The organism is Micromonospora sp. 067-2 (genome assembly GCF_046549295.1).
Lineage (GTDB): Bacteria > Actinomycetota > Actinomycetes > Mycobacteriales > Micromonosporaceae > Micromonospora.
In genome coordinates this window covers 219,632-243,408 of the sequence record NZ_JAJPWB010000012.1, presented here as the reverse complement: position 1 = coordinate 243,408, position 23,777 = coordinate 219,632, and the positions used below count along the sequence as shown (strand labels likewise).

The window sequence follows — 23,777 nt, the reverse complement described above, 5'->3', positions numbered from 1 at the left end:
CAACTCACTGGGCCGCGTCGGACCGTGCGCGGTCGCACCCGTCCGGTCGCCGATCGGGGCAACCGGACGAACGTACGGCCGATCTCAGCCAACGCTCAGGCTTTCGCCCGTACCGTGTGCCGCATGAGATCGCCGTCGCCGGCCGCGTGGATCCGGCGTGCCCTGCCCACCCGCCGCCGCGCGATCGCCGCAGCGGCGGTCGTCGTGCTATTGGCGGCCGCCGTGACCTGGGCGGTGTGGCCACGGGGATCGGGCGTTCGCACCGAGAGCGCGATGCTCACCGTCCGGTCCGGACCGGCCGGCGACCAGCCGGTGGACCTGGACACCACCTTCTACCTGCCGGCCGACGCGTCGGCCGGGCGCAAGGTGCCGGCGGTGTTGCTGGCGCACGGTTTCGGCGGCACCAAGGAGTCGGTGCGCTCCGATGCGGAGGAGTTCGCGGGGCGTGGCTACGCGGTGCTCACCTGGACCGCGCGGGGCTTCGGCCGCAGCGGCGGCGAGATCCACCTGGACAGCCCGGACTACGAGGTGCGCGACGCCGAGCGGCTGCTGGACTGGTTGGCCGCCCGACCGGAGGTGCGCACCGACACCGCCGGCGACCCGAAGGTCGGCGTGGTCGGCGGCTCGTACGGCGGTGGGTTGGCGCTGCTGCTGGCCGCCCAGGACCCTCGGGTCGACGCGATCGTTCCCATGATCACGTGGAATGACCTGTCCCGGGCGTTCCTGCCGGAGAGCACCGGCGGGGCGCCGACCGAGGGCGTGTTCAAGAAGGGGTGGGCTGGCCTCTTCTTCGGGGGCGGGGGCAACGTGGGTTCGGGCCCGGCCGGGCTCTCCGGCGGGACCGCCGCCCAGCCGCAGGGCGCACCGGCGTCGGCCGGCCCGCCCAGCCCCGGGCCGGGCAACGGCCCGGGCACCGGTCCCGGTGGCGCCCCGGCCGGTGCCGCCGACCCGTCCTGCGGTCGCTTCGCCGCCGACGTGTGCGCCACGTACCTGCGGATCGCCACCACCGGGCGGGCCGACCAGGCGGCGGTCGACCTGCTGCGCCGTTCGAGCCCGGCGGGCGTGCTGGGTCAGATCAAGGCGCCCACCCTGCTGGTGCAGGGCGAGGCGGACACCCTCTTCCCGCTCGGCGAGGCGGACGCCAACGCGCGGGGCATCGCCGCCACCGGCACTCCAGTGCGGGTCGCCTGGTTCACCGGCGGCCACGACGGTGGCGCGGGTCCCCGCTCGGACTCGGACCGGGTGAAGTTCCTGACCGTCCAGTGGCTCGACCACTACGTCAGGGGCGAGGGCGACGCGCCCGGCGACGACTTCACCTGGTCGCGGATCGCCGGCTTCGACGCGCTCGACCGGGGGCTGGTCGCGACCGGCTTCCGCAGGGCCGACTACCCGGGCCTCACCGGCAACGCCCGCCGGGAGTTCACGGTCGCCGGCCCGGCCCAGCCGATCGCGAACCCCCCGAACGGGAGCCCGGCCGCCATCTCCTCGGTGCCGTTCGCCGGCGCGCTCGGCTCACTCCTCGACGGGGTGGCCGGCGACGTGCCCGGCCAGAACGCCCGATTCGAATCCGCGCCGCTGACCCAGGCGGTGGACGTGGCGGGCGCGCCCACCATCACCCTGCGGGCCGCGTCGCCGACCGGCGAGGCGGTGCTCTTCGTGAAGCTCTACGACGTCGACCCGGACGGCACGGCCACCCTGCCGAACGGGCTGGTCGCCCCGGTCCGGCTCACCGGCCTGCCGCAGCGGGTGCAGGACGCCCGCCCCGTCACCGTGACACTGCCCGGGATCGTCCGGCGGGTCGAGGCCGGGCACCGGCTGCGGCTGGTGGTGGCAACCTCCGATCAGGCGTTCACCACGCCGGCCCAGCCGGGCGTCTACACCGTGGCGGCGGACGGCACGGTCAGCCTGCCCACGATCAGCGGTGAGCCGATTCCCACCGCGGCGACCGTCTGGCGCTGGGTGCTCGCCGGCTTGCTCGTCGCCATCGCGATCGGTCTCGTCGTGGTCGTCGCCGCCCTCCGCCGCCGGCACCGCCGGCAGGACCGCTCGGTGCATCCGGAGTACGCGGACACCCCGTTGGCCGTGCGCTCACTGCGCAAGGAGTACGCGGACGGCTTCGTCGCGGTGTCGAACGTGGACTTCGAGGTGCACCCCGGTCAGGTGGTGGGCCTGCTCGGGCCGAACGGTGCCGGCAAGACCACCACCCTGCGGGTGCTGATGGGGCTGACCCAGCCGACCGCCGGGGAGATCTACGTCTTCGGCCGCCGACTGGTGCCCGGCTCGCCGGTGCTCTCCCGGATCGGGGCGCTGGTGGAGGGGCCCGGTTTCCTGCCGCACCTGTCCGGCCTGGACAACCTGAGGGCGTACTGGCGGGCCACCGGCCGGCCGGCGGCGGACGCCCACTTCGACGCGGCCCTGGAGATCGCCGGGCTCGGCGACTCCGTGCATCGGAAGATCAAGAATTACAGCCACGGGATGCGCCAGCGGCTCGCCATCGCCCAGGCCATGCTCGGCCTGCCGGAGCTGCTGGTCCTCGACGAACCGACCGACGGGCTCGACCCGCCGCAGATCGCCGAGATGCGCCGGGTGCTCCAGCGGTACGCCTCGGACGGCCGTGCCGTGCTGGTCTCCAGTCACCTGCTGGCCGAGGTGGAGCAGACCTGCACGCACGCGGTGGTCGTGAACAAGGGGCGGATCGTGGCGTCCGGGCCGGTGGAGGAGATCGTGGGCGAGTCGCCGAGCGTGCTCTTCGACGTCAGCGACCCGGTGGCGGCGCGGGTGGTGCTGGACCGGCTGCACGGCGTACGGGTGCTGCCGGAGAGCAACGGTGAGTTGGTGGTCGACACGAACGGCACGGCCCGCAGCGAGGTGGTGGCCGAGCTGGTGCGCGCCGGCATCGGGGTGGACCGGGTGGTGCCCCGGCGGCGCCTGGAGGACGCGTTCCTCGCCCTGGTGGGCGACAACTCTCGGGGAAGCGGTGACCGGTGATGGCCGACTCGTCCATGAGGACGCCGGTGGGCGTTCCCGACCGGTCCGGTGCGGCCCGCGGCTACCGGCCGTCGGCCACCATGCCGTTCGGGGCGGAGTTCCGCCGTCAGGCGTCGCGGCGTCGGACCCAACTGGCGCTCGGGTTCATGGTGCTGCTGCCGCTGATCATCCTGGTCGCCTTCCAGTTCAACTCCGGCGGCGACGACGACAACGGCAACAACGAGTTCGCCAGCCTGGTCGACCTGGCCACCTCCGGCGGGCTCAACTTCACCCTGTTCTCCATCTTCGTGTCGGCGTCGTTCCTGCTGGTGGTGGTGGTCGCGCTGTTCTGCGGCGACACGGTGGCCAGCGAGGCGAGCTGGGGCAGCCTGCGGTACCTGCTGGCGATCCCGGTGCCCCGGGCCCGGCTGCTCACCGTGAAGCTGGTCGTCGCGCTCACGTACTCGGCACTGGCCCTGCTGCTGTTGGCCGGCACCGCCCTGGTCGCCGGCACCCTGCGGTACGGCTGGTCGCCGCTGCGCAGCACGGTCGCCGCCGAGCTGGAGCCGGGCGAGGGGCTGCTCCGCCTGCTGGCGGTGCTCGGTTACCTGGCGGTCGTACTCCTGGTGGTGGCCGGCCTGGCGTTCCTGCTGTCGGTCACCACGGACGCCGCGCTGGGCGCGGTCGGTGGTGCTGTTCTGCTCTGGATCCTGTCCAGCATCCTGGACCAGATCACCGCCCTCGGTGCGCTGCGTGACTTCCTGCCCACCCACTTCAGCACCGCCTGGCTGGGCCTGCTGTCCACCCCCGTGCAGACCGACGACGTGGTGCGCGGCTGCATCTCGGCGGTCAGCTACGCCACGATCTTCTGGGGGCTGGCCTTCTGGCGCTTCACCCGCAAGGACATCACGTCGTGACCGGCTCTCGGGCGGGCTGACCGTCGTCGGCGCCGCGCTCGGCGCCGGGGTGGGGAGGCCCGCGTCGGCACCGACGCGGCATCGGATGATGCTCGCCCGTGGGGGCCGTCACCGCCGTTGCTGCCGTCACCGTCGTCGGTTTTCGTCATCGCTCCGACAGTGCTCCTGGCCGCCTTCGGAGCTGAATCGTTCGGGACATCACCCGCCTGGGTTCGCAACTCCGTCTGGCGGTCCGCTGAGCCGGTCGCGGCGCTCGACCTCCCGAAGGTCGGTGAGGTCCTGCTTCTCTGAATCTTGGACCTCACGCCGGACCTGCCGGCCGCTCTCTTCTCCCTTGGCTGGGGCGGCGCCGAGGCGGGTGGGGTCGGCCGACGACTGCCCGGACATTCGCCGATCGGAGGCCGGCATCCGCCCCGGACCTGCTTCAGGTGCTCGCTGTGCCGGCTCCGGACAAACCCTCGGCGTACGACGTAGGCGCCTCCACGGCGCCGTGGAGGCTCTCTGCCATCAGGTCGAGCTCGGCCGGCGGCGTTGATCCGCACACCGAACTGTCCGACCGGCTCGGCGAGAGCGGTGTCGGCGACAAGCAGGACATCGACCAGGCTCGCCGGCCTTCCGAGGGCCCGGGCCTTCTCATCCGAACCCTGGTCGGGCTCGACCAACACGACGCCGACCGCGTGGTCCTGAGCCTTGGTCGATCAGAACAACGCCGTCTCGGCGAGCGAGGTGGCCGTAGCGCGTCGGCAGCCCCTGCGGGCTGTGGCGATGCCGCAAACGATTCAGCTCTGTAGCGTGCGAATGGCCAGTGCTGGCCGCCGGCATCCTGGCCGCCATCCCGATGATCGGCGCGACCCGCAGTTGGCGTACGCCATGATCGTGGCCGCCGTCATCGGTCGCGGTGGTCCACCCGGGCGCGGTGGCCACAACGCCCGGGGTTGCCTAGACTCGACGGCACAACTGCATACCTCATCCAGAGGGGCTGAGGGATACGGCCCGACGACGCCCCGGCAACCACCCCGCGCGCTCACCGCTGAGCGACCCGCGGGGCAGGTGCCAATTCCGTCCCCGCCGCACCGTGCGATGCGGGGAAAGATGAGAGGACCCCTCGACATGACGTCGACGCTCGCCGCCCCCGGTATCGCCACCTCCGCCAGTCCCGCCCGCGCGCTGGTCTGTCGCGCCTGTTCGGCCCGCTACCCGCTCGCCGCCCAGCACGCCTGTTACGAGTGTTTCGGCCCCCTCGAGGTCGACTACGACGCCGCCGCTCTGGCCGCCGTCACCCGCGAGCAGATCGAGGCCGGCCCGAACAACATCTGGCGGTACGCCGCGTTGCTGCCCGCCGGCCAGGACCCGTCCACCCGGGTGACCCTCGACCCGGGGCTCACCCCGCTGGTGGCGGCCCCGCACCTCGCCGCCGAGCTGGGCATCACCGCGCCGCTCTGGGTCAAGGACGACAGCGCCAACCCGACCCACTCGTTCAAGGACCGGGTGGTCTCGGTGGCGCTCACCGCCGCGCGGGCGCTCGGCTTCAGTCGGTTCGCCTGCGCGTCGACCGGCAACCTGGCCAACTCGGTCGCCGCGCACGCCGCCCGCGCCGGCGTGCCCTCGGTGGTCTTCATCCCCAGTGACCTGGAGCAGGGCAAGGTCATCACCACCGCCGTCTACGGCGGCGAACTGGTCGCCATCGACGGCTCGTACGACGACGTCAACCGGCTCTGCGGCGAGCTGGTGGAGACCGACGAGTTCGAGGACACGGCGTTCGTCAACGTGAACGTCCGGCCGTACTACGCGGAGGGCTCGAAGACCCTCGGCTACGAGGTGGCCGAGCAGCTCGGCTGGCGGATCCCGGCCCAGGTGGTCATTCCGATGGCCAGCGGCGAGCTGCTCACCAAGATTGACAAGGCGTTCTCCGAGCTGGTCGAGATCGGTCTGGTCGAGGCCCCGAAGGGTGGCTGGAAGGTCTTCGGCGCCCAGTCGGCCGGCTGCAACCCGATCGCCACGGCCCTGCACGCCGAGACCGACACGATCACCCCGGTCAAGCCCACCGGCATCGCCAAGTCGCTCAACATCGGCGACCCGGCCGCCGGCCTCTACGCGCTGGAGGCGGTCCGACGCACCGACGGGTGGATGGAGTACGCCGACGACGACGAGATCCGCGCCGGCATCCGGCAGTTGGCCCGTACCACAGGCGTCTTCGCCGAGACCGCCGGTGGGGTGACCGTGGCGGTGCTGCGCAAGCTGGTCGAATCCGGTCGTCTCGACTCGGCGGCCGAGACCGTCGTGTTCAACACCGGCGAAGGCCTGAAGACCATCGACGCGGTGGCCGGCCAGGTCGGCCCGACCCACCACATCAAGCCCTCGCTGCGCGCCGCCCGCGACGCCGGGCTCCTCGGCTGAAGCGCCCCACCAGCCACGATGGACCCGACCGGGTGGGGGAGCGGGGATCGCCCGGACGGGGGATCGGGCCGATCCGCCGGGTAACTGGCTTTTCGCTGTGAGTGTGGAAAACCCGCCGGTATGGACTTGACGACAGGAACCGGACGGCGCAAGATGCTCCGTGCGGGAGGGCATTTCGCCGAAGACTTTTGAAGTTCTTACGACCCAACGCCGGAGGCGTTGTGCGAGTGCCCCTCCCGACCACGTTCGATCGGGCCAGCGGATTAATTCGCTGGCCCGATCGCTTTTCCGAGGTGCAGGCTCGACGGCATGAGCATCACCATCGCGGCGTTCGACGGCACCGACCGTGCCACGGTCGACCAGGCGTACCGGATCGGCGCGGCCGCCAACGACGCCGACGTGCCCGACTTCCCGCCGTTCTGCCGTCGGCGCTTCGACGCGTCGTTCCACACGCCGATGCCCGGCACCGAGACGCTGCGGGCGCTGGCCTGGCTGGACGGCTCGCCGGCCGGTTACCTCGAGCTGGAGCTGCCACAGCTCGACAACACCGACAACGCCACCGTCGAGCTGGTGGTGCATCCCGAGCTGCGGCGGCGGGGCGTCGGCCGGGCGCTGCACGAGCACGCGTTACGCCTGCTGCGCGAGCACGGACGCAAGCGGGTCGTCGCGATGACCGTCTCGGCGCTGCCCGGCGGGCCCGCCCGAACGGCAGCGGGCGACGCGTTCGCCGCCGCGACCGGAGCGCACTCCGCGCTGCCCGAGGTGCGTCGCCGGCTGGAGGTCGGCAGCATCGACCGGATGGCGCTGAGGGCCGCGCTGGCCGAGGCGCACGCCCTGGCCGAGGGCTACCAGTCGGTCCGCTGGCAGGGCGCCACCCCGCAGGAGTACGTGGCGGACGTCGCCTACCTGGACGGCCGGCTGCTCATGGACGCACCCATGGGAGACGTGCAGTGGGAACCGGAGCAGGTCGACGCCGAGCGGGTCCGCGGCACCGAACGCGCGCTGGACGCCCGGGGTCGGCGGCGCTACCACCTCGGGGTGCGGCACGAGGCGTCCGGCCGGCTCGTCGCCTGGACGCTGCTGGACGTGGGCGCCTCCGCCGACTGGCACGCGTTCCAGCAGATCACCATCGTCGACCCGGACCACCGCGGGCACCGGCTCGGCCTGCTCGCCAAGATTGAGAACCTGCACCACCTGCTCACCCACGAGCAGGGGGTACGCGTCATCGACACCTTCAACGCTGCCAGCAACAGCTACATGGTGGCGATCAACGAGCGGCTCGGCTTCCGCCCGGTGGACTCCTGGAACAACTGGCAGCTCACCCTCTGACCCGGCCCGTCACCCGTCGGGCCCGCGCAGCCGCGCCGCCAGCTCGCGGACTGCTTCCTGCACGTCGTCGTCGGGGTTGAACGCGTGTCCCCGCACCGGGGGCGGCACGGTGTCGTCGGGTGGGATGAGCAGCCCTTTGGGGTCGCGTACCCGTCGGTCCACCCCGGCCGCCGGGTCGTCGGGCCCGATCGGCGTCGGGTGGAAGATCGGTCCGCCGATCGGGTCGGTGTACCGCCAGAGGTTGATCCACCGCCAGGACAGCGCGTCGCCCACCTCGCGCAGCATGTCGTCGTTGACATAGGCGGGGAACACCCGGGCGTACCCGCTCCCGAGTGGAGATCCGTAGGTGAGCAGCGAGACCCGCTGCTGCCATGCATGTGGCAGCTGGAGCACGGTTGCTGCCGCCAGCACACTGCCGTGGCTCTGCCCGGACAGCACCACCCCGTTCCCGCCGGCGGTGAGTTGCCCGATCCGTCGGGTCAGCTCGGGTACGGCCCGCTCGGCGTAGCAGGGCGGAGCGAGCGGGTGCGCGGCCCGCGGCCAGAAGGTCGCCAGGTCCCAGAGCACCTCTACCAGCCGGATCGCTCGGGAGCGGTAGGCGAACAACCCTGCCGCGGCGAGGAACAGGGCGAACATACCGATCAGCAGGGCGCCCAGGTCGGTCACGAAGATCACCGGACGGGAGAGCGGCTGGCCGCCGATCTCGAGGGCGACGGCACCGGGTCCGCGGCCGGTCACCGAGAGCCCCGCCGCGGTCAGGGTCAGCAACGCCACCAGGGCGTACGCGGTCGCCAGCAGAGGCCCGAGTCGGTACGTCAGCCGGGCCCGCACGATCGCGTCCCGGACCGCCCGGACCCGTTCCGGCGGCACGAGGGGCGCCTCAGGGAACTCCCGCCGGACCAGCTCCTCGGCTGAACGCCGGCGGCGCACCCGATCGATCCGTCGTGCGACGACCGCCCCTCCGATCACCACGAGGACCGCCAGTGAGAAGCCGAGGGTCGCCCAGCGATAGGCGACCGGCGGCGACAGCGGTGGTGCCCCGGGCGGCAGTGGCCGGGCCGGTGTCGGGCTGGAGCCCCGGTCCAGGTACTCGGCCAGCGCGTAGGTGAACCCGGAGGAGTAGGCCACTGCCAGACCGATCGCGATCGACGCCAGCACCGGTGCGCCGATCCCGCTCAACAGGGTGCGTGGGCCCGGCAGCCGGCGGCGTTGCACCAGGGCCACGACTCCCAGCGCCGCGAGCAGCACCACCTGCCCGGCGAAGAGCCCGGCGACCAGCATCCCGTATCCGGGCAGTGTCCCCTCGGCCGACCACGGCGGCCGGGGCGTCAGTGCGTAACCCAGGGTCAACGTGGTGAGCCCGACCCCCGCCCACCACGCCACCCGTACGTTGGCACCGCCTGCTCCGCGACGCTCGATCGCCGGTCGGCACAGCATTGCGGCCGCGCCGACGAGGACCACCACGTTCGCGGCCAACAGCAGCCAGCCGGGCGGTGCGGCGTCGTGCGGGGCCAGGACCAGCAACAACGCGGTGTTCAGTGTGCCCAGTGCCACCGCCACGTGGAGCGAACGGAGCCGGTGCAGCAGTGAGCGGGCATCCCAGAAGGCAGGGGTGTCGAGCCGCTCCGCGCCCACCCCGGGTCGGTCGACGCTGTCTTCGGGAAGCTGTCGGGTCCGGCTGCCGAGCCGCCAGATCACGGTGATCGTGATGATCGGCAGCACGGCCAGCAGAGCGAGTCGCTGGCCCGGTGGAACGCCGCCCATCCAGGAGAACTCCCGGCGCCCCTCAAGGCACCTCGGGTACGCCGCGCACTGCCACGCGATCAGGTCGAGGGAAACCCCGACGGTGGAGAGGACGTACATCGCGGTCATCGTCGCGGCCAGTAGGCGGCACACCGCCCGCGCGGCGGCACCGTCGCGACCGGGGACTGGCAGCATCCACACCGCGATGTTGCTGAGCATGAACGGCAGGAGCAGGACCAGGGAGAACGTCCGTGTCGCGGTGCCGCCGGTGAGCCGGCTCCAGCGGTACGCCTCCAGCGTCGTCCCGTGCGGGCCCTCCGGTTCGCCGACGCCGGGGCGGGGTCGGTAGAAGCCGGCGTCCTCGTCTCCCGCGACGCGTACCACCGCCGGTTGGTCGAGGATCGCCTCCGGGCCCTTGTCGGCCACACCGTGCACCCGGATCTCGATGATCCCCACCCGCGGTCCTTTCCTGTCCCGAGCCCGGCGGATACCCGCCGCCGTGACGACCAATCCCGTGCCGAGCTGACGGGTATCGGCGCTACTGCTTCTCCACGGGGCTCAGGCATGATGGCGGGCATGACGGAGACCCCGCAGCCCCTGTACGACAGGCACGCCGACACCCTCAACCGTGCGCTGACCGCGATCACGGAGCGGGGCTACTGGTCCGCCTATCCCGAGTCCCCCAGCCCCCGCATCTACGGCGAGACCGCGGCCGCCGACGGCAGGGCCGCCTTCGAGGCGTACCTGGGCGGCGACTTCCCCCTCGACCAGCCGGGCACCGGCGAGCGGGTCGCCACCGAGACGAGCCCGTTCGGGGTCCCGCTGGCGGTGCGCTACCCGCATGCGGGCGCCCACCAGCTGGTCAGCGCCGCCCTGGCCGCGCTGCCGACCTGGCGCGACGCCGGCCCGCAGGCCCGGGTGGGGGTCTGTCTGGAAATCCTCGACCGGCTGCACAAGAACATCTTCGAGCTGGCCAACGCGGTGCAGTTCACCAGCGGTCAGGCGTTCGTGATGGCCTTCCAGGCCGGCGGCGCACACGCGCTGGACCGGGCGCTGGAAGCGTTGGCCTACGCGTACGCCGAGATGACCCGGCACCCGGCGACGGCCGGTTGGGAGAAGTCCGCCGGCAAGGGCGACCCGCTGCGGATGACCAAGACGTTCCACGTGGTGCCCCGCGGGGTGGCGCTGGTCATCGGCTGCAACACCTTCCCGACGTGGAACTCGTACCCCGGGCTGTTCGCCTCGCTCGTGACCGGTAACCCGGTGATCGTCAAGCCGCACCCGCGCGCGGTGCTGCCGCTGGCCATCACGGTGAAGTACGCCCGGGAGGTGCTCGCCGAGGCCGGCTTCGACCCGAACCTGATCACGCTGGCGGCCGAGGCGCCCGGCGAGAAGCTGGCCAGCGACCTGGCCCTGCACCGGTCGGTGAAGATCGTCGACTTCACCGGCTCCACCGAGTACGGCGACTGGCTGGAGACGCACGCCCGGCAGGCGGCGGTCTACACCGAGAAGGCCGGGCTGAACACGGTGGTGATCGACTCCACCGACGACTTCGCCGGCATGTGCCGCAACCTCGGCTTCACGCTGACCCTGTACAGCGGCCAGATGTGCACCACCTCGCAGAACATCCTCATCCCGGCCGGTGGCATCGAGACCGACCAGGGGCACCGGAGCTTCGACGAGGTGGCCGGCGGGATCGCCGCGGCGGTCGGCAAGCTGACCGCCGACCCGGCCCGGGGCGTCGAGTTGACCGGCGCCATCGTCAACGACGGGGTGCTGGAGCGGCTGGCCGAGGTGACCAAGGTCGGTGAGCCGGTGCTGGAGTCGCGGGCCGTGACGCACCCGACGTACGCGGACGCGGTGGTGCGTACGCCGACGATCGTGAAGTTGGGTGCGGGCGACACGGAGACGTACGGCCGGGAGTGGTTCGGGCCGATCTCGTTCGCCATCGCCACCGACTCCACGGCCCACAGCCTGGAGCTGCTGCGCCGGACGGTCGGCGAGAAGGGCGCGCTCACCGCGGGGGTGTACTCCACCGACGAGTCGGTGCTGGACGCGACCGAGGCGGTGGCGGTCGAGGTCGGGGTCCACCTGTCCTGCAACCTGACCGGCGGGGTCTTCGTGAACCAGTCGGCGGCCTTCTCCGACTTCCACGGAAGCGGCGCCAACGCGGCGGCCAATTCGGCGCTGACCGACGGGGCGTACGTGGCTAACCGGTTCCGGATCGTGCAGTCTCGGCGTCCGGTCTGATCGTCGGCTGCGGTGGGAATTTCCGGGGCAGCCCGCCCCGCTCCGGGCGGTCAGGCTTGATCCCTGCTCGGGGCGGGCTGCCCCGGAAACCCCATTTTGGCCACTCTGGTCGGCAGCCGCCGGGTCGTGGGCGGTGGATCACCGGGGTTCCGCCTCGGGTCGGGTTTTCCGCCAGCGGGGTGGGTCAGGCTCTGCGGCGCATCTGGAGTTCGGTCAGGGCGGGGACGGTGGGGTGCGGGACGCGTACCCCGGTGTCGGTGAAGCCCAGCCGCTGGTAGGCCCGGCAGGCGCGGTCGTTGCCGACCACCACCTCCAGCAGCAGTTCCGGCCGACCGCAGGCCAGCGACCAGGCGGCCACCTCGTCGATCAGTTCGCCGAGCAGCCCGGTGCCCCGCCGGGCGGGCGTGACGTAGACCGCGTAGATCACGGTCAGCCCCGCCTCTCTCGGCGCGACCGTGCCCCCGGCGTGCCCGACGAACCGACCGCCGGGATCCGCCACGAACTGGGCGGTCTCCCTGCCGCGCGAGGTGTACGCCACCCGGGCGGCGTACTCGGCGTGCGGACGGGCGGCCGCGTCGGCGATGGTCTCCAGGAAGGCCAGTGGGGCGTCGGCGAGCATCTCGAGCCGGAGCGCGCGCATCCGGGCCGCGTCCGCCGGGCGTATCCGCCGGATCGGAACATGTGGCGCCGGATCCACCGCGGTATGAGAGCTGTCGCGACGGCCTGTTGCGCCGTGACCGCTGCCGTCGGCCCGGCTGGGCGCGCTGTTCATGCCGCATACCTATCACAGCGATGGCCGCCGATTCCGCAGGCCCCGTCACGGACCTGGAATTTGCCCGGTTTGTGATCGTGCGCGACCGTCACTCCTCGTGTAGCGTGCGATTTCGATCACCTGATTGCAGCGGTCGTCATCGATCGCCGCGGTGGTGGTCCGAGGGTGCTCGGCCGTGCCGCGCGCCCGGGTAGGGACGCCGCGCAGAGTGAGGAAGTGCACCGTGGCACAGGGCACCGTGAAGTGGTTCAACGCCGAGAAGGGCTACGGCTTCATCGCCGTCGACGGCGGTCAGGACGTGTTCGTCCACTTCTCCGCGATCGAGATGGACGGCTACAAGGCGTTGGACGACGGTCAGCGGGTGGAGTTCGAGATCGCCCAGGGCCAGAAGGGTCCCCAGGCGGAACGGGTACGCGTCGTCGCCTGAGTGGGCCGCCGGTGAACCCCCGCCGACCCGGGGCTGCGCTGCGCGGCGAGACCCTGGAAGATCGTGAACCGTTCCAGCCGTCGCTGAGGAGGGTTCATGTCTGACCAGCCGCCCCCGGCCGCCCCGCCACCGGGCCAGCCTGACCCATCCGGCCCGCCGCCCGGCTGGGACCCGACCGTGCCGCCCGCCTCGGTGCCGCCTTCCGGCGCGCCGCCGCAGGGCTGGGTGTTTCCGCCCACCGGTGGCTATCCGGCCGGGCCCGACCCGTACGGCGCAGCGCCCTGGTATCCGGGGCCGCCAACGGCCGGGGGGTATCCGGGACACCCGCCGGCCGGGTGGTACCCGCCCGGCCTCGACCCGGCCGACCGGCTGGTCACCCCTCCCGGCGTCGGGCTCAGCGGCTGGTTCGACCGGTGCCTCGGCGCGGTGCGACGCGGCTGGCGCCTGCTGCTGCCCATCCTGCTGCTCACCCAGGTGCTACCGGCGGCGGTGCTCTCGGTGCTCCAACTAGGGCTGGACCCGACCGCGCAGTGGGAGGCGACCGCCGAGCCCGACGCGCTGCCCGACACCTTCCTCGCCGACCTCGGCGCCCTGCTGCTGGTGCTCGTCGGCGGCAGCCTGCTGATCGGGCTGGTGCAGGCCGTGGGCTGGGCGGCCGGCACCTGGGTCATCACCCGCCAGGCGGCCGGCGAGCCGGTGAGCCTGGGTGACGCGCTGCGCCACGGGCTGCGCCGGGCCCTCGGTCTCTGGGGCTGGTCGTTGTTGATCGGTCTGATCGTCGGCGTGGGTGTCTGCTTCTGCGTCCTGCCCGGCATCTACCTGGCCTTCGCGCTCAGCATGGCCGGGCCGGTCTACCTGTTCGAGCGGCACAACCCGATCGGTCGGTCGTTCCGGATGTTCCACGACCGGTTGGGGCTGCTGCTCGGTCGGGTGGCGCTGGTGGGGACGGTGGTGATCGTCGTCAGCCTGGTGGCCGTCGTGCTGGAGGGGATCGGCAGTGCCCCGTTCGGCGCCGACCCGCTCGCCAACCCGGGTTCCGCGATCGGCGTGGTGCTGGTGATCGCGATCGGCGCGGTGCTGGCGCTGCCCGCCCATCTCGCGCAACTGGTGGGGCTGGTGGTGACGTACGCCGAGCAGCGGGCTCATGAGGGGCCGGTGAACAGCGCCGGACTGGTCGCGGAACTCGGCTGACGACGGCGTTCGTGCTTGCACTCGGCAGGGGAGAGTGCTAAACAAGGTATTGGCACTCGCGGTATGCGAGTGCCAATGGTCGGGACGGTGGGGCCAGGTTGCACCGGCGTGGAGACGCCGGGGCGGCACATGGCCGGTCGTCGCGGGCTATCCGGCCCGGCCGAAGGACGTCGTCGTCGCCAGGTGGCGACGTCCCAAGGTGCGTACACCAGGCGGCCCATCCGGGGCACACATCTCGGGTGGCCCGTGAGTGTCCAGGAGGACAACGCCGTATGGCCAAGATGATCGCGTTCGACGAAGAGGCGCGCCGCGGCCTCGAGCGGGGCATGAACCAGCTCGCTGACGCCGTAAAGGTGACCCTCGGCCCCAAGGGCCGCAACGTCGTGCTCGAGAAGAAGTGGGGAGCCCCCACCATCACCAACGATGGTGTGAGCATCGCCAAGGAGATCGAGCTCGAGGACCCGTACGAGAAGATCGGCGCTGAGCTGGTCAAGGAGGTCGCCAAGAAGACCGACGACGTTGCCGGTGACGGCACGACGACGGCGACCGTCCTGGCCCAGGCACTCGTTCGCGAGGGCCTGCGCAACGTGGCCGCCGGCGCCAACCCGATGGCCCTGAAGCGGGGCATCGAGGCCGCGGTCGCGAGCGTCTCGGAGGAGCTGTCCAAGCTCGCCAAGGACGTCGAGACCAAGGAGCAGATCGCCTCCACCGCCTCCATCTCTGCTGGTGACAGCACCGTCGGCGAGATCATCGCCGAGGCGATGGACAAGGTCGGCAAGGAAGGCGTCATCACCGTCGAGGAGAGCAACACCTTCGGCCTGGAGCTTGAGCTCACCGAGGGTATGCGCTTCGACAAGGGCTACATCTCGGCCTACTTCATGACCGACCCGGAGCGCATGGAGGCCGTCTTCGACGACCCCTACCTCCTGATCGTCAACAGCAAGATCTCGTCGGTCAAGGACCTGCTCCCGATCCTGGAGAAGGTCATGCAGTCGGGCAAGCCGCTGCTGATCATCTCCGAGGACATCGAGGGCGAGGCTCTGGCCACCCTGGTCGTCAACAAGGTCCGGGGCACCTTCAAGTCCGTCGCCGTGAAGGCGCCGGGCTTCGGTGACCGCCGCAAGGCCATGCTCGCCGACATCGCCATCCTCACCGGTGGTCAGGTCATCAGCGAGGAGGTCGGCCTCAAGCTGGACGCCGTCGCCCTCGACATGCTGGGCCGCGCCCGCAAGGTCGTGGTGACCAAGGACGAGACGACCATCGTCGACGGTGCCGGTGACGCCGACCAGATCCAGGGTCGGGTCAACCAGATCCGGGCCGAGATCGACAAGAGCGACTCCGACTACGACCGCGAGAAGCTGCAGGAGCGGCTGGCCAAGCTGGCCGGCGGCGTTGCGGTGATCAAGGTTGGCGCGGCCACCGAGGTCGAGCTCAAGGAGCGCAAGCACCGCATCGAGGACGCCGTTCGCAACGCGAAGGCGGCCGTCGAGGAGGGCATCGTCCCGGGTGGTGGCGTCGCGCTGGTGCAGGCCGGCAAGACCGCCTTCGACAAGCTGGACCTGGTCGGCGACGAGGCGACCGGTGCCAACATCGTCAAGGTCGCGCTGGACGCCCCGCTGCGGCAGATCGCCGTCAACGCCGGCCTCGAGGGTGGCGTCGTGGTGGAGAAGGTCCGCAACATCGAGGCGGGCCACGGCCTCAACGCCGCCAACGGCGAGTACGTGGACCTGCTGGCCGCGGGCATCATCGACCCGGCCAAGGTGACGCGTTCGGCACTGCAGAACGCCGCTTCCATCGCGGCGCTCTTCCTCACCACCGAGGCCGTTGTCGCGGACAAGCCGGAGAAGACCCCGGCTGCCCCGGCTGGCCCGGGTGGCGGGGACATGGACTTCTGAGTCCAGTTCCGACACCGAACGGGGTGGGCCGCTGACGCGGTCCGCCCCGTTCGTCGTTCAGGTGGGCAGCGGGCGCTGGTTGCGCCGCTTGTGCGCCCGGTCGTACGGCGGGGGCAGTTGGATGGGCGCGTCCACCATCTCCTGTGACTCCTCGACCACCGCCTCGCCCTCGCCGGCCATCTCGGCCAACTGCTCGGCGTCGCCGTAGTCGAGCCGGTGCAACGGCGGTTGGCCGGGGAGTTCGCCGACCGGCTTCCAGGTCACGGGCGGGCTGTCCTCGGTCTGGTCGTCATCCGTGGTCATGCTGCCTCCTCTACCGAAACGGTAGGGGGCATCGATGCCCCACGCGGGCGAATGGATCGAAGTCCTGTTTGCCCCACTATCGCGTCGACAGGGTCCGTCGGTAGAGGAAGAAGACCCGCTCGATCCGGGCTCCCGCGCTGCCCGAATAGAACGACACCGGCCCCACCCAGCCGATCTGCGCCCGGTCCAGCCCCGCCGCCCGCTGGTCACGGAGGCAGCGGCGCAGCAGAACCCCACCGATGCCCGACCCCTCGGCGGCCGGCGCGGTGCCCATCGGCCCGAACCAGCTCGGCCGGGACGAGCCGTAGGCGGCGAAGCCGAGCAGCTCACCGGCCCGCTCCGCCAGGTGACAACCCGCACCCTCGCGACCCACCGACTCGGCCAGCTCACCCTCCCACGCGCCGCCGAAGGTGGACCTCGCGAACGCGGCCAGCGCCGGCAGGTCCGCCGGCTCCGCCCGGCGTACGGCAATGCCCTGCTCGGCCAGCCGCCGCTCCGCCGCCTCGGTGGACCGCAGCGCCGGCGACCCGTCGGAGGACAGGTCCGCGGTCATGTTCCAGGCCGTCCGGTCCTGCTGGTAGCCCAGCGCCGAGGCTGCGCAGACGGCCGGCGTGTACCGCACGTCGATGCCCGGCCAGGCGTAGTACGGCGGGTTTCCGGCCAGCAGCACCTCGGTCACCCCGTGCTCGGCGAGCACCCGCTCGGCCCGCTCCAGTAGCGCGCGGCCGACGCCCCGGCGACGCTGCTGTGGCAGCACCGCGACCAGGTCGACGTGCCCGAGCGTCGGGTCGGCCGACGACACCGAGCAGAGCAGCACCCCGACAAGACCCTCACCCCGGTACGCGCCCAGCCCGACCACCGGGCGGTCGGCGGCAGCGCGGAGCCAGAGCGCGTCCACCACGGGACCCGCCTCGGCGGCGTCCTCCGGCAGGTCGAACGCCTGCTCGCAGAGCCGCACGACGGCGGGAGTCAGGTCGAGGGTCAACTCGGTGATGGTGATCTCGGCGTCCATGGTCGCGACCCTAGATCACCCCTGGGCGGCGCGGACGGCAGCCAGGGCGTCGACCTGACCGGCGCCGGTCACGTTCGCCGGGCCGTCGCAGGCGTCCGCCGGGTTGCGGGAGCGGTAGGTCGGCTCAGCCGGTGTCGCCGTCTCCCGCAGGATCTGCCGGGTCCGGGTCAGGTCGCCGACCAGCGCCGGGTTCGCCGACCACATGAGAGCCACCACCCCGGCCACCTGCGGGGTCGCCATCGACGTGCCGTCGAGAGCGGCGTACCCGCCACCCGGCATGGCGGAGACCACGCCCACGCCCGGTGCCAGTACGTCCGGCTTGCCCACGCCGCCCGGCACCGGCCCACGCGAGGAGAACTCGGCCACCCGTCGCTGCGCGTCCACCGCACCCACGGTCAACACGTCCGGGTACGGCGCGGGTGGGTCGTCGATCGACGCGCACCACGGGCCGGTGTTGCCGGCGGCGGCGACCACGAAGATCCCGGCGGCGTCCAGTGCGGCGGTGGCCGGCCGCAGCACGCCCCGGTCGCAGCCCTCGATCGGCGGGCAGCCCCACGAGTTGGTCAGTACCTGCGGGGCGCGCTCCGGCCGGCCGTCGGTGAACGGGTCACCGCCGGTCGGAAAGGGCGCCAGCATGAACTGTAGACAGTCCAGGTAGTGACCCGGGCTGCCGAGGTTGCGGTCCAGGTTGACGCAGCCCACCCACTGGGCGCCCGGTGCCACCCCGATGCCGCCCCGCCCGACCGCGCTGCCCACCGTGTGGGTGCCGTGCCCGCCCTGGTCGGTCGGGGTCCGGGTGCCGTTCCAGGGGTCGTACCAGGAGTCGTCCCCGCCACGGAATTCGGCCCGCAGCGCCGGATGGGTGCCGTCCACCCCCGAATCCGAGCTGCCCACCACGATGCCCGCGCCGGTCACCCCGAGCTGCGACCAGACCCGGTCGGCGCCGAGCTGGCGGATGTTCCATTCCGGGCCGGTGGGGGCGGGCGCAGTGCCCCGGCTCTGCCCTGCCGGGGCCGGCAGGGGCCGCAGTCGCTGGCTGACCAGGACCCGGGCCACCCCCGGCCGGCTTCCCAGCCAGGCCCGCACCGCCGGCCCACCGTCCACCTCGATCGCGTTGACCAGGTAGTAGGGCACCGGGTCGAGGTGCAGCCGGGTCAACTCCCGACGCAGGTCGGCCTGGCTCCGGTCGGCGGTGCTCACCAGTCGCCGGTACACCTCCGCCGCCCGGGCGTCCCGCCCGGCCCGGCCCGGCACGCCAGTGGGCAGGCCGGTCAGGTCGGCCTGCTCACGCAGCACCACCAGCAGCCGCTCGCCGTGCAGGCCGGGCTGACCGGGCCCGACATCGACGACGCCCACCCCCACCAGCAGCACCATTGCGGTCAGCGCGGCCACCCGCCGGCTGGGCGTACGGGACGAGGGCCGGGCCAGCAGGACCGCGTACCCGATGGCGACCAGAACCGCGACGGCGAGCCCGACGCCGGTGGCGGCCGCCACCCAGAACGGCACGTCGCGGGTGCCGACCAGCAGCAGGCTGATCTCCTCCGGGTCGGTGAAGGCCAGCGGGCCGAGGATGGCCAGACCCACCAGCCAGCCGGTCGCGGTTCGGCCAACGCGTGTCGCGTCCGCCGTGCCGGTGCTCCCGTCGGACGTCGGCCGAGCGGCCGCGGCCCACAGCGCGGCCAGCGCGAAACCCGCCGGAGGCAGGGTCAGCAACGCCGGCAGTTGTGCGCCGGACTGGCCGGTGCCGGCGGCGAGCAGCAGCAGCGCCACCCCGGCGACCAGGCCGCCGACCACCACGAGCCGGGCCGGTCTGGGCGGACGGCCGACCATGAACCGGGACCAGAAGGCGGCGTCCAGCAGCGTCGCGGCCAGCAACCCGAGGGCGGCGGCCGCCAGCACCGCGAGCGCGGTCTCCAGCAGCCCGCCGAGCGCCCCCAGCCACACCCAGGGCAGCAGCAGCGCCAGCCCGGCGGCTACCGCCAGCAGCGTGACCGCTCCCGGCGCGCGCTCGGCGTGCCCGCGCCCGGCCGGTCCGCCGTACGCGGGTCGGCGCACAGACCGGCGCAGAGCGAGCGCGGTGAGCGCCGCCGTGCCGGCCAGCGCGGCGAGGTACGCCTCGTGGTGAACCGGTGGCACGGCCCGCAGCGCGGTGAGTGCTCCCAGTGTGAGCGCCGCGACCGACCAGACCCGACCGGTGGTGCGCACCGCCACCGAGCGGGGCAGCAGGGCCAGCAGCAGTGTGGGCGCGCCTACCAGCACGACGGTGACCAGGCCCAGCACCGGCCACAGCCAGGCCACCCGGTCCCGCCCGAAGCTCAGCAGCACCTGGTCGGCGAGCCAGCCGCCGGCCTGGACGCCCACGGAGACCAGCACGATCCAGCCGCCGGCCAGTGCCGCACCCACCACCGGCCAGGGGCTGGATCCGGGGGCGTCGTCTTCGGTACGAACGGGCTGCGCGCTCATCAGGAGACACTATCGACGTCGAGGAAGTCACTCGTCCGCAGCGCCGGTGCTCGCGTGGGAACGATCAGCGACACGAGGACTCGACCAACGCCGTCGCCGCTCGCGGTCGGTGCGGGGCGGGCGGCCAATGTCGGCACCGTGGCGTCGGCGGCTACGGTGGACAGGTGCGCGACCCCAACATCTCCCGATCCGCCGCCGGGCAGCTCTCGCCGGTCCGCCGAGCCGCCGACCTGCGCCGACTCCGCGCCGAGCGTTTCGACGTGCTGGTCATCGGCGGCGGGGTGACCGGTGCGGGCGCCGCCCTGGACGCCGCCTCCCGTGGTCTCAAGGTGGCCCTGGTCGAGGCGCGCGATTTCGCCTCGGGCACCTCCAGCCGGTCCAGCAAACTCATCCACGGTGGGCTCCGCTACCTGGAGCAGTTGGAGTTCCACCTGGTCCACGAGGCGCTCACCGAGCGTGGCCTGCTGGCCACCCGGCTCGCGCCGCACCTGGTCCGTCCGGTGCCGTTCCTGGTGCCCCTGCCGGCCGGCAGGGGCCTGCGGGACCTGCCCGCCCGGATCTTCCGCCGCTCGTACTACGGCGCCGGCGTGGCCACCTACGACGCCTTCGCCGGTGTCTTCGGCGGTGGCCGGGGCATGCCTCTGCACCGGCACCTCACCCGGGAGGGCGCCCGGCGGATCTTCCCGAGTCTGCGGGCCGACGCGCTGGCCGGCGCGATCCGCTACTACGACGGGCAGGTCGACGACGCACGGCTGGTGGTCACCCTGGCCCGCACCGCGGCCAGCCTCGGCGCCACGGTGGTGAGCAGCGCCCGCGCCGTGGGGCTGATCCGGCAGGCCCGTGAGGTGACCGGCGTCCGGGTCCGCGACCTGGAGGCGGCCCCCGGTTCACCGGACGCGGAGTTCGAGGTGCACGCCCGGACCGTCATCGGTGCCACCGGCGTGTGGAGCGACGACATGTCCCGGATGCTCAACGACGTCGGTCTGCGGCCCGGCATCCGGGTGCGCGCCTCCAAGGGGGTGCACCTGGTGGTGCCCCGCTCGGCGATCACCGGTGAGACCGGGCTCATCCTGCGGACGGCGAGCTCGGTGCTCTTCGTCATCCCCTGGGGCGGGCACTGGATCATCGGCACCACCGACACCGACTGGCAGCTGGACAGGTCCCACCCCGCTGCCTCGGCCCACGACATCGACTACCTGCTGCAGCAGGTCAACGCCGTGCTGGACCGGCCGTTGAGCACCTCGGACATCGAGGGCGTCTACGCCGGGTTGCGCCCGCTGCTGGCCGGCGAGGCCGACTCCACCTCGAAGCTGTCCCGGGAGCACGCGGTCTTCGAACCGATGCTCGGGCTGCTGCTGGTGGCTGGCGGCAAGTACACGACGTACCGGGTGATGGCCTCCGACGTGGTCGACAGGGCTGCCCGCCGGCTGGGTGGCGCCCGCCCGTCGCGCACCGCCGACCTGCCGCTGCTCGGCGCCGACGGGTACCCGGCGATGTGGCGGGACCGGGCCGACCTGGCCCGCCGGCACGGCGTACCGGTGGGCGTGGTGGAGCACCTGCTGGAGCGGTATGGCACCCTCATCCCGGACCTTCTGGCGCTGGTCGATGCCGATCCGTTGCTCGCCTCCCCGCTGGCCGGCGCACCGGAGTACCTGGCCGCCGAGGTCACCTACGCGGCGCGGGCCGAGGGTGCGCTGCACCTGGAGGACGTGCTGACCCGGCGGACCCGGATCTCCTTCGAGACGAGCCACCGAGGGCTGGAGTCGGCGGAGCACACCGCCGAGCTGATGGGCGCGGTACTCGGCTGGGACGCGGCCACCCGGGCACGGGAGGTCGCGCACTACCGGACCCGGGTGGAGGCCGAGCGGCAGTCCCAGTTGATGCCGGACGACGCCGCTGCGGACGCGGCTCGGCTCGGTGCTCCGGACGTCCGGGGTTACGCGGCCGACCGGGGTGGCGACGACGATCAGGCTCGGCTGCGCCCGTCCACTCGGTGACGAAAAGGCACATTACCGAGGGGTAACTATCGATAGTGGCCTGGATGGTGGTTTCGGCCGCTACCTACGGTGGGGTAGGTTTCCGCGCGTGCTTTACCGCGCGCGCTTCCGTCTGCTCAGCCCCCTCCTAGCCGTAGCGCTCGTCAGCGCCCTGACCGGGTGCTCGCTGCTCGACCGGGACGGCGGTGACACACCCGCGGCGGCGCAGTCGGCCGGCGGGCCGGCTTCCGAGGTCCCCACCACCGTCGGCGCCGGACAGGTCAGCCTGCTCCAGCGGCTCGGCACCGACGGCCCGCTGCGGACGTTGAGCGTCGAGCGGGACGGGGCGTGGCAGTGCGTCGACTGCGCCGGTGACGGGGTCACCTCCCGTGGCGCGCTCGCCCCGGAGCAGACCGAGCGGCTCCAGGTGCTGCTGGCCGACCCGACCCTGGCCAAGGAGACCGATCAGATCCGCCAGTACCGGCCGACCTGCATCGACGCGCTGACCTCCAGCCTGCTCACCTCCGCCGGGCTGGTCACCTCTCAGGACTGCCCGGGCGAGGAACGCACGCCGGTCGCCGGAGAGATCCTGTTGCTGCTCACCCAGGCGACCCCGGCCGAGGTCAAGGGCTGACCCGCACAGCAGGCCCCGCCGACCGTCTCCACCAGGTCAGAGCACCTTACCGGGGTTGAGCAGGCCAGCCGGGTCGAGCGCCGACTTGATCGCCTGGTGCACCCGGACCCCGACCGGGCCGATCTCGCGGGCCAGCCAGTCCCGCTTGAGCAGTCCCACCCCGTGCTCGCCCGTGCAGGTGCCGCCCAGTTCCAGGCCGAGCCGCATGATCTCGTCGAACGCCCGCCGACCCCGTTGCACACTTCCCGGGTCGGCCCGGTCGACCACGATGTTCGGGTGCATGTTGCCGTCACCGGCGTGCCCCACCACGCCGATCGGCACATCACAGTCCACCGCGATCCGGGCCACGCCGTCCAGCAGCGCGGCGAGCGAACCGCGTGGCACCGCCACGTCGTCGATCACCAGACCACCGTTGCCGCCCGGGTGGGCGTCGGCCGCGAACTTCTCCATCGCCGGATGGGCCAGACGCCGGGCCTGCAGCAACGCTGCCGCCTCCACCGCGTCGGTGGCCGCGTAGACCTCGTCGGCACCGGCCGCCCCGCACACCTCGGCCAGGGCCGCCAGGTCGTCGGCGGCCCGGCTGCCGGTGTCCGCGGCGGCCAGCAGCAGCGCCTGCGCATCGGTCCGCAGCCCCATCGGCTGGTACGCCTCGATCGCCCGCAGGTGGGTCTGGTCCAGCAGCTCCAGCAGGCTGGGGGTGAGCCCCCGGGCGGCGATCTCCGCCACCGCCGTGCCGGCCGCCGCGGTGGATCCAAAGACCGCCACCAGGGTCAGCGAGTCGGCCGGGGCGGGTCGCAGCGAGACGGTCACCTCGGTGATCACCCCGAGGGTGCCCTCCGAGCCGACGAAGAGCCGCGTCAGGTCGTAACCGGCCACCCCCTTGGCGGTACGCCGGCCGGTGCGCAGCACCTCACCGGAGGCGAGCACCACCTCCAGGCCGAGCACGTACTCGGTTGTCACGCCGTACTTGACGCAGCACATGCCGCCGGCGTTGGTGGCCACGTTGCCGCCGATCGTGGACGACTCCCAGGAACCGGGGTCCGGCGGGTACCACAGCCCCTGTCTGGCCACCGCCGCGGCCAGCGCCGCGTTGACCACCCCCGGCTGGACGACCGCGATCCGGCTCACCGGGTCGATCTCCCGGATCTCGTCCATCGCGACCGTGCTCAGCACCACGGCGCCGTCCACCGCGTTCGCGGCGCCGGCCAGCCCGGTCCGCGCGCCCTGCGGCACCAGCGGTACGCCGTGTCGCGCCGCCGCACGGACCACCGCGACCACCCCCTCGGTGTCGCGCGGGCGGGTCACCACCAGCGGAATCCCGGCGGGGCAGAGGTCGGCCTCGTCCCGCTGGTGCATGCGCAGCAGATCCGGGTCGGTGAGCACGGCGTCTTCGCCCAGCGCGGCACGCAGGTCGTCGAGGAGTGGGTTGGGGGCCATAGCGCCGAGGCTAGATCGCCGGCCGCCGATCATCAACATGATCGACACTGCGGGCTAGCTTGGC

General features: G+C 72.6%; 16 protein-coding genes and 1 riboswitch. Of the genes, 10 read left to right on the top strand and 6 right to left on the bottom strand.

Annotated features, from left to right (window positions below; all coding sequences use genetic code 11):
• Positions 1-123 precede the first annotated feature (123 nt).
• The 4 genes from ACLJN9_RS27630 (at position 124) to ACLJN9_RS27615 (ending at position 7,610) form a co-directional block, all read left to right on the top strand.
• Complete coding sequence (locus ACLJN9_RS27630; protein WP_410814535.1) at positions 124-2,988, top strand: alpha/beta fold hydrolase; 2,865 nt, start codon at positions 124-126, stop codon at positions 2,986-2,988.
• 80 nt (positions 2,989-3,068) lie between these two features.
• Positions 3,069-3,884 (top strand): ABC transporter permease, encoded by an 816-nt coding sequence (locus tag ACLJN9_RS27625; RefSeq protein WP_410814580.1) that lies wholly within the window; start codon positions 3,069-3,071, stop codon positions 3,882-3,884.
• 963 nt (positions 3,885-4,847) lie between these two features.
• Positions 4,848-4,983: riboswitch (SAM riboswitch) on the top strand.
• 11 nt (positions 4,984-4,994) lie between these two features.
• On the top strand, positions 4,995-6,281 hold the full coding sequence (gene thrC / locus ACLJN9_RS27620; RefSeq protein ID WP_410814534.1) for a threonine synthase: 1,287 nt from the start codon (positions 4,995-4,997) through the stop codon (positions 6,279-6,281).
• A gap of 309 nt (positions 6,282-6,590) precedes the next feature.
• Positions 6,591-7,610 carry a GNAT family N-acetyltransferase gene (locus ACLJN9_RS27615; protein ID WP_410814533.1) on the top strand — a complete coding sequence of 340 codons (1,020 nt, stop codon included), beginning with the start codon at positions 6,591-6,593 and terminating at the stop codon, positions 7,608-7,610.
• A 9-nt stretch (positions 7,611-7,619) separates the two neighbouring features.
• On the opposite strand, the gene ACLJN9_RS27610 is transcribed toward ACLJN9_RS27615, so the two are convergent.
• A complete protein-coding gene (locus ACLJN9_RS27610) occupies positions 7,620-9,809 on the bottom strand; it encodes a hypothetical protein (RefSeq protein WP_410814532.1) in 2,190 nt (729 codons plus the stop codon).
• Positions 9,810-9,929: 120 nt separating this feature from the next.
• On the opposite strand from ACLJN9_RS27610, the gene paaN reads away from it, so the two are divergent.
• Positions 9,930-11,603 (top strand): phenylacetic acid degradation protein PaaN, encoded by a 1,674-nt coding sequence (gene paaN / locus ACLJN9_RS27605; RefSeq protein WP_410814531.1) that lies wholly within the window; start codon positions 9,930-9,932, stop codon positions 11,601-11,603.
• Between the two features lie 184 nt (positions 11,604-11,787).
• Here the strand turns inward: paaN and ACLJN9_RS27600 are convergent, their stop codons facing one another.
• Entirely contained in the window at positions 11,788-12,243 is a 456-nt protein-coding gene (locus ACLJN9_RS27600) for a GNAT family N-acetyltransferase (protein ID WP_410814579.1), read from the bottom strand.
• Positions 12,244-12,598: 355 nt separating this feature from the next.
• Between ACLJN9_RS27600 and ACLJN9_RS27595 the strand changes: the two genes are divergently transcribed.
• From ACLJN9_RS27595 to groL, 3 genes are all read left to right on the top strand, one after another.
• A complete protein-coding gene (locus ACLJN9_RS27595) occupies positions 12,599-12,802 on the top strand; it encodes a cold-shock protein (RefSeq protein ID WP_007073263.1) in 204 nt (67 codons plus the stop codon).
• A gap of 96 nt (positions 12,803-12,898) precedes the next feature.
• The gene (locus tag ACLJN9_RS27590; RefSeq protein WP_410814530.1) at positions 12,899-13,993 is read left to right on the top strand and encodes a hypothetical protein; all 1,095 of its coding nucleotides are present in this window, start codon (positions 12,899-12,901) and stop codon (positions 13,991-13,993) included.
• A gap of 272 nt (positions 13,994-14,265) precedes the next feature.
• Entirely contained in the window at positions 14,266-15,888 is a 1,623-nt protein-coding gene (gene groL, locus ACLJN9_RS27585; protein WP_410814529.1) for a chaperonin GroEL, read from the top strand.
• Between the two features lie 57 nt (positions 15,889-15,945).
• On the opposite strand, the gene ACLJN9_RS27580 is transcribed toward groL, so the two are convergent.
• From ACLJN9_RS27580 to ACLJN9_RS27570, 3 genes are all read right to left on the bottom strand, one after another.
• Positions 15,946-16,191: a hypothetical protein gene (locus tag ACLJN9_RS27580; RefSeq protein ID WP_410814528.1), complete on the bottom strand. Its 246-nt coding sequence runs from the start codon at positions 16,189-16,191 to the stop codon at positions 15,946-15,948.
• A 76-nt stretch (positions 16,192-16,267) separates the two neighbouring features.
• A complete protein-coding gene (locus tag ACLJN9_RS27575; RefSeq protein ID WP_410814527.1) occupies positions 16,268-17,203 on the bottom strand; it encodes a GNAT family N-acetyltransferase in 936 nt (311 codons plus the stop codon).
• A 15-nt stretch (positions 17,204-17,218) separates the two neighbouring features.
• Entirely contained in the window at positions 17,219-19,666 is a 2,448-nt protein-coding gene (locus ACLJN9_RS27570) for a S8 family serine peptidase (RefSeq protein ID WP_410814526.1), read from the bottom strand.
• Between the two features lie 179 nt (positions 19,667-19,845).
• Between ACLJN9_RS27570 and ACLJN9_RS27565 the strand changes: the two genes are divergently transcribed.
• Both ACLJN9_RS27565 and ACLJN9_RS27560 read left to right on the top strand, forming a co-directional pair.
• Entirely contained in the window at positions 19,846-21,663 is a 1,818-nt protein-coding gene (locus ACLJN9_RS27565) for a glycerol-3-phosphate dehydrogenase/oxidase (RefSeq protein ID WP_410814578.1), read from the top strand.
• 88 nt (positions 21,664-21,751) lie between these two features.
• Complete coding sequence (locus ACLJN9_RS27560; protein ID WP_410814525.1) at positions 21,752-22,276, top strand: hypothetical protein; 525 nt, start codon at positions 21,752-21,754, stop codon at positions 22,274-22,276.
• A gap of 36 nt (positions 22,277-22,312) precedes the next feature.
• Here ACLJN9_RS27560 and ACLJN9_RS27555 read toward each other — a convergent pair whose 3' ends face one another.
• Positions 22,313-23,713 carry an FAD-binding oxidoreductase gene (locus tag ACLJN9_RS27555; protein WP_410814524.1) on the bottom strand — a complete coding sequence of 467 codons (1,401 nt, stop codon included), beginning with the start codon at positions 23,711-23,713 and terminating at the stop codon, positions 22,313-22,315.
• Positions 23,714-23,777: the final 64 nt, after the last annotated feature.

Bases quoted from the DNA above. Each gene is read 5' to 3' on its own strand.
- ACLJN9_RS27630 (WP_410814535.1), top strand. From the start codon at position 124: ATGAGATCGCCGTCGCCGGCCGCGTGGATCCGGCGTGCCCTGCCCACC.
- ACLJN9_RS27625 (WP_410814580.1), top strand. From the start codon at position 3,069: ATGCCGTTCGGGGCGGAGTTCCGCCGTCAGGCGTCGCGGCGTCGGACC.
- thrC (WP_410814534.1), top strand. From the start codon at position 4,995: ATGACGTCGACGCTCGCCGCCCCCGGTATCGCCACCTCCGCCAGTCCC.
- ACLJN9_RS27615 (WP_410814533.1), top strand. From the start codon at position 6,591: ATGAGCATCACCATCGCGGCGTTCGACGGCACCGACCGTGCCACGGTC.
- paaN (WP_410814531.1), top strand. From the start codon at position 9,930: ATGACGGAGACCCCGCAGCCCCTGTACGACAGGCACGCCGACACCCTC.
- ACLJN9_RS27600 (WP_410814579.1), bottom strand. From the start codon at position 12,243: ATGCGCGCGCTCCGGCTCGAGATGCTCGCCGACGCCCCACTGGCCTTC.
- ACLJN9_RS27590 (WP_410814530.1), top strand. From the start codon at position 12,899: ATGTCTGACCAGCCGCCCCCGGCCGCCCCGCCACCGGGCCAGCCTGAC.
- groL (WP_410814529.1), top strand. From the start codon at position 14,266: ATGGCCAAGATGATCGCGTTCGACGAAGAGGCGCGCCGCGGCCTCGAG.
- ACLJN9_RS27580 (WP_410814528.1), bottom strand. From the start codon at position 16,191: ATGACCACGGATGACGACCAGACCGAGGACAGCCCGCCCGTGACCTGG.
- ACLJN9_RS27575 (WP_410814527.1), bottom strand. From the start codon at position 17,203: ATGGACGCCGAGATCACCATCACCGAGTTGACCCTCGACCTGACTCCC.
- ACLJN9_RS27570 (WP_410814526.1), bottom strand. From the start codon at position 19,666: ATGAGCGCGCAGCCCGTTCGTACCGAAGACGACGCCCCCGGATCCAGC.
- ACLJN9_RS27555 (WP_410814524.1), bottom strand. From the start codon at position 23,713: ATGGCCCCCAACCCACTCCTCGACGACCTGCGTGCCGCGCTGGGCGAA.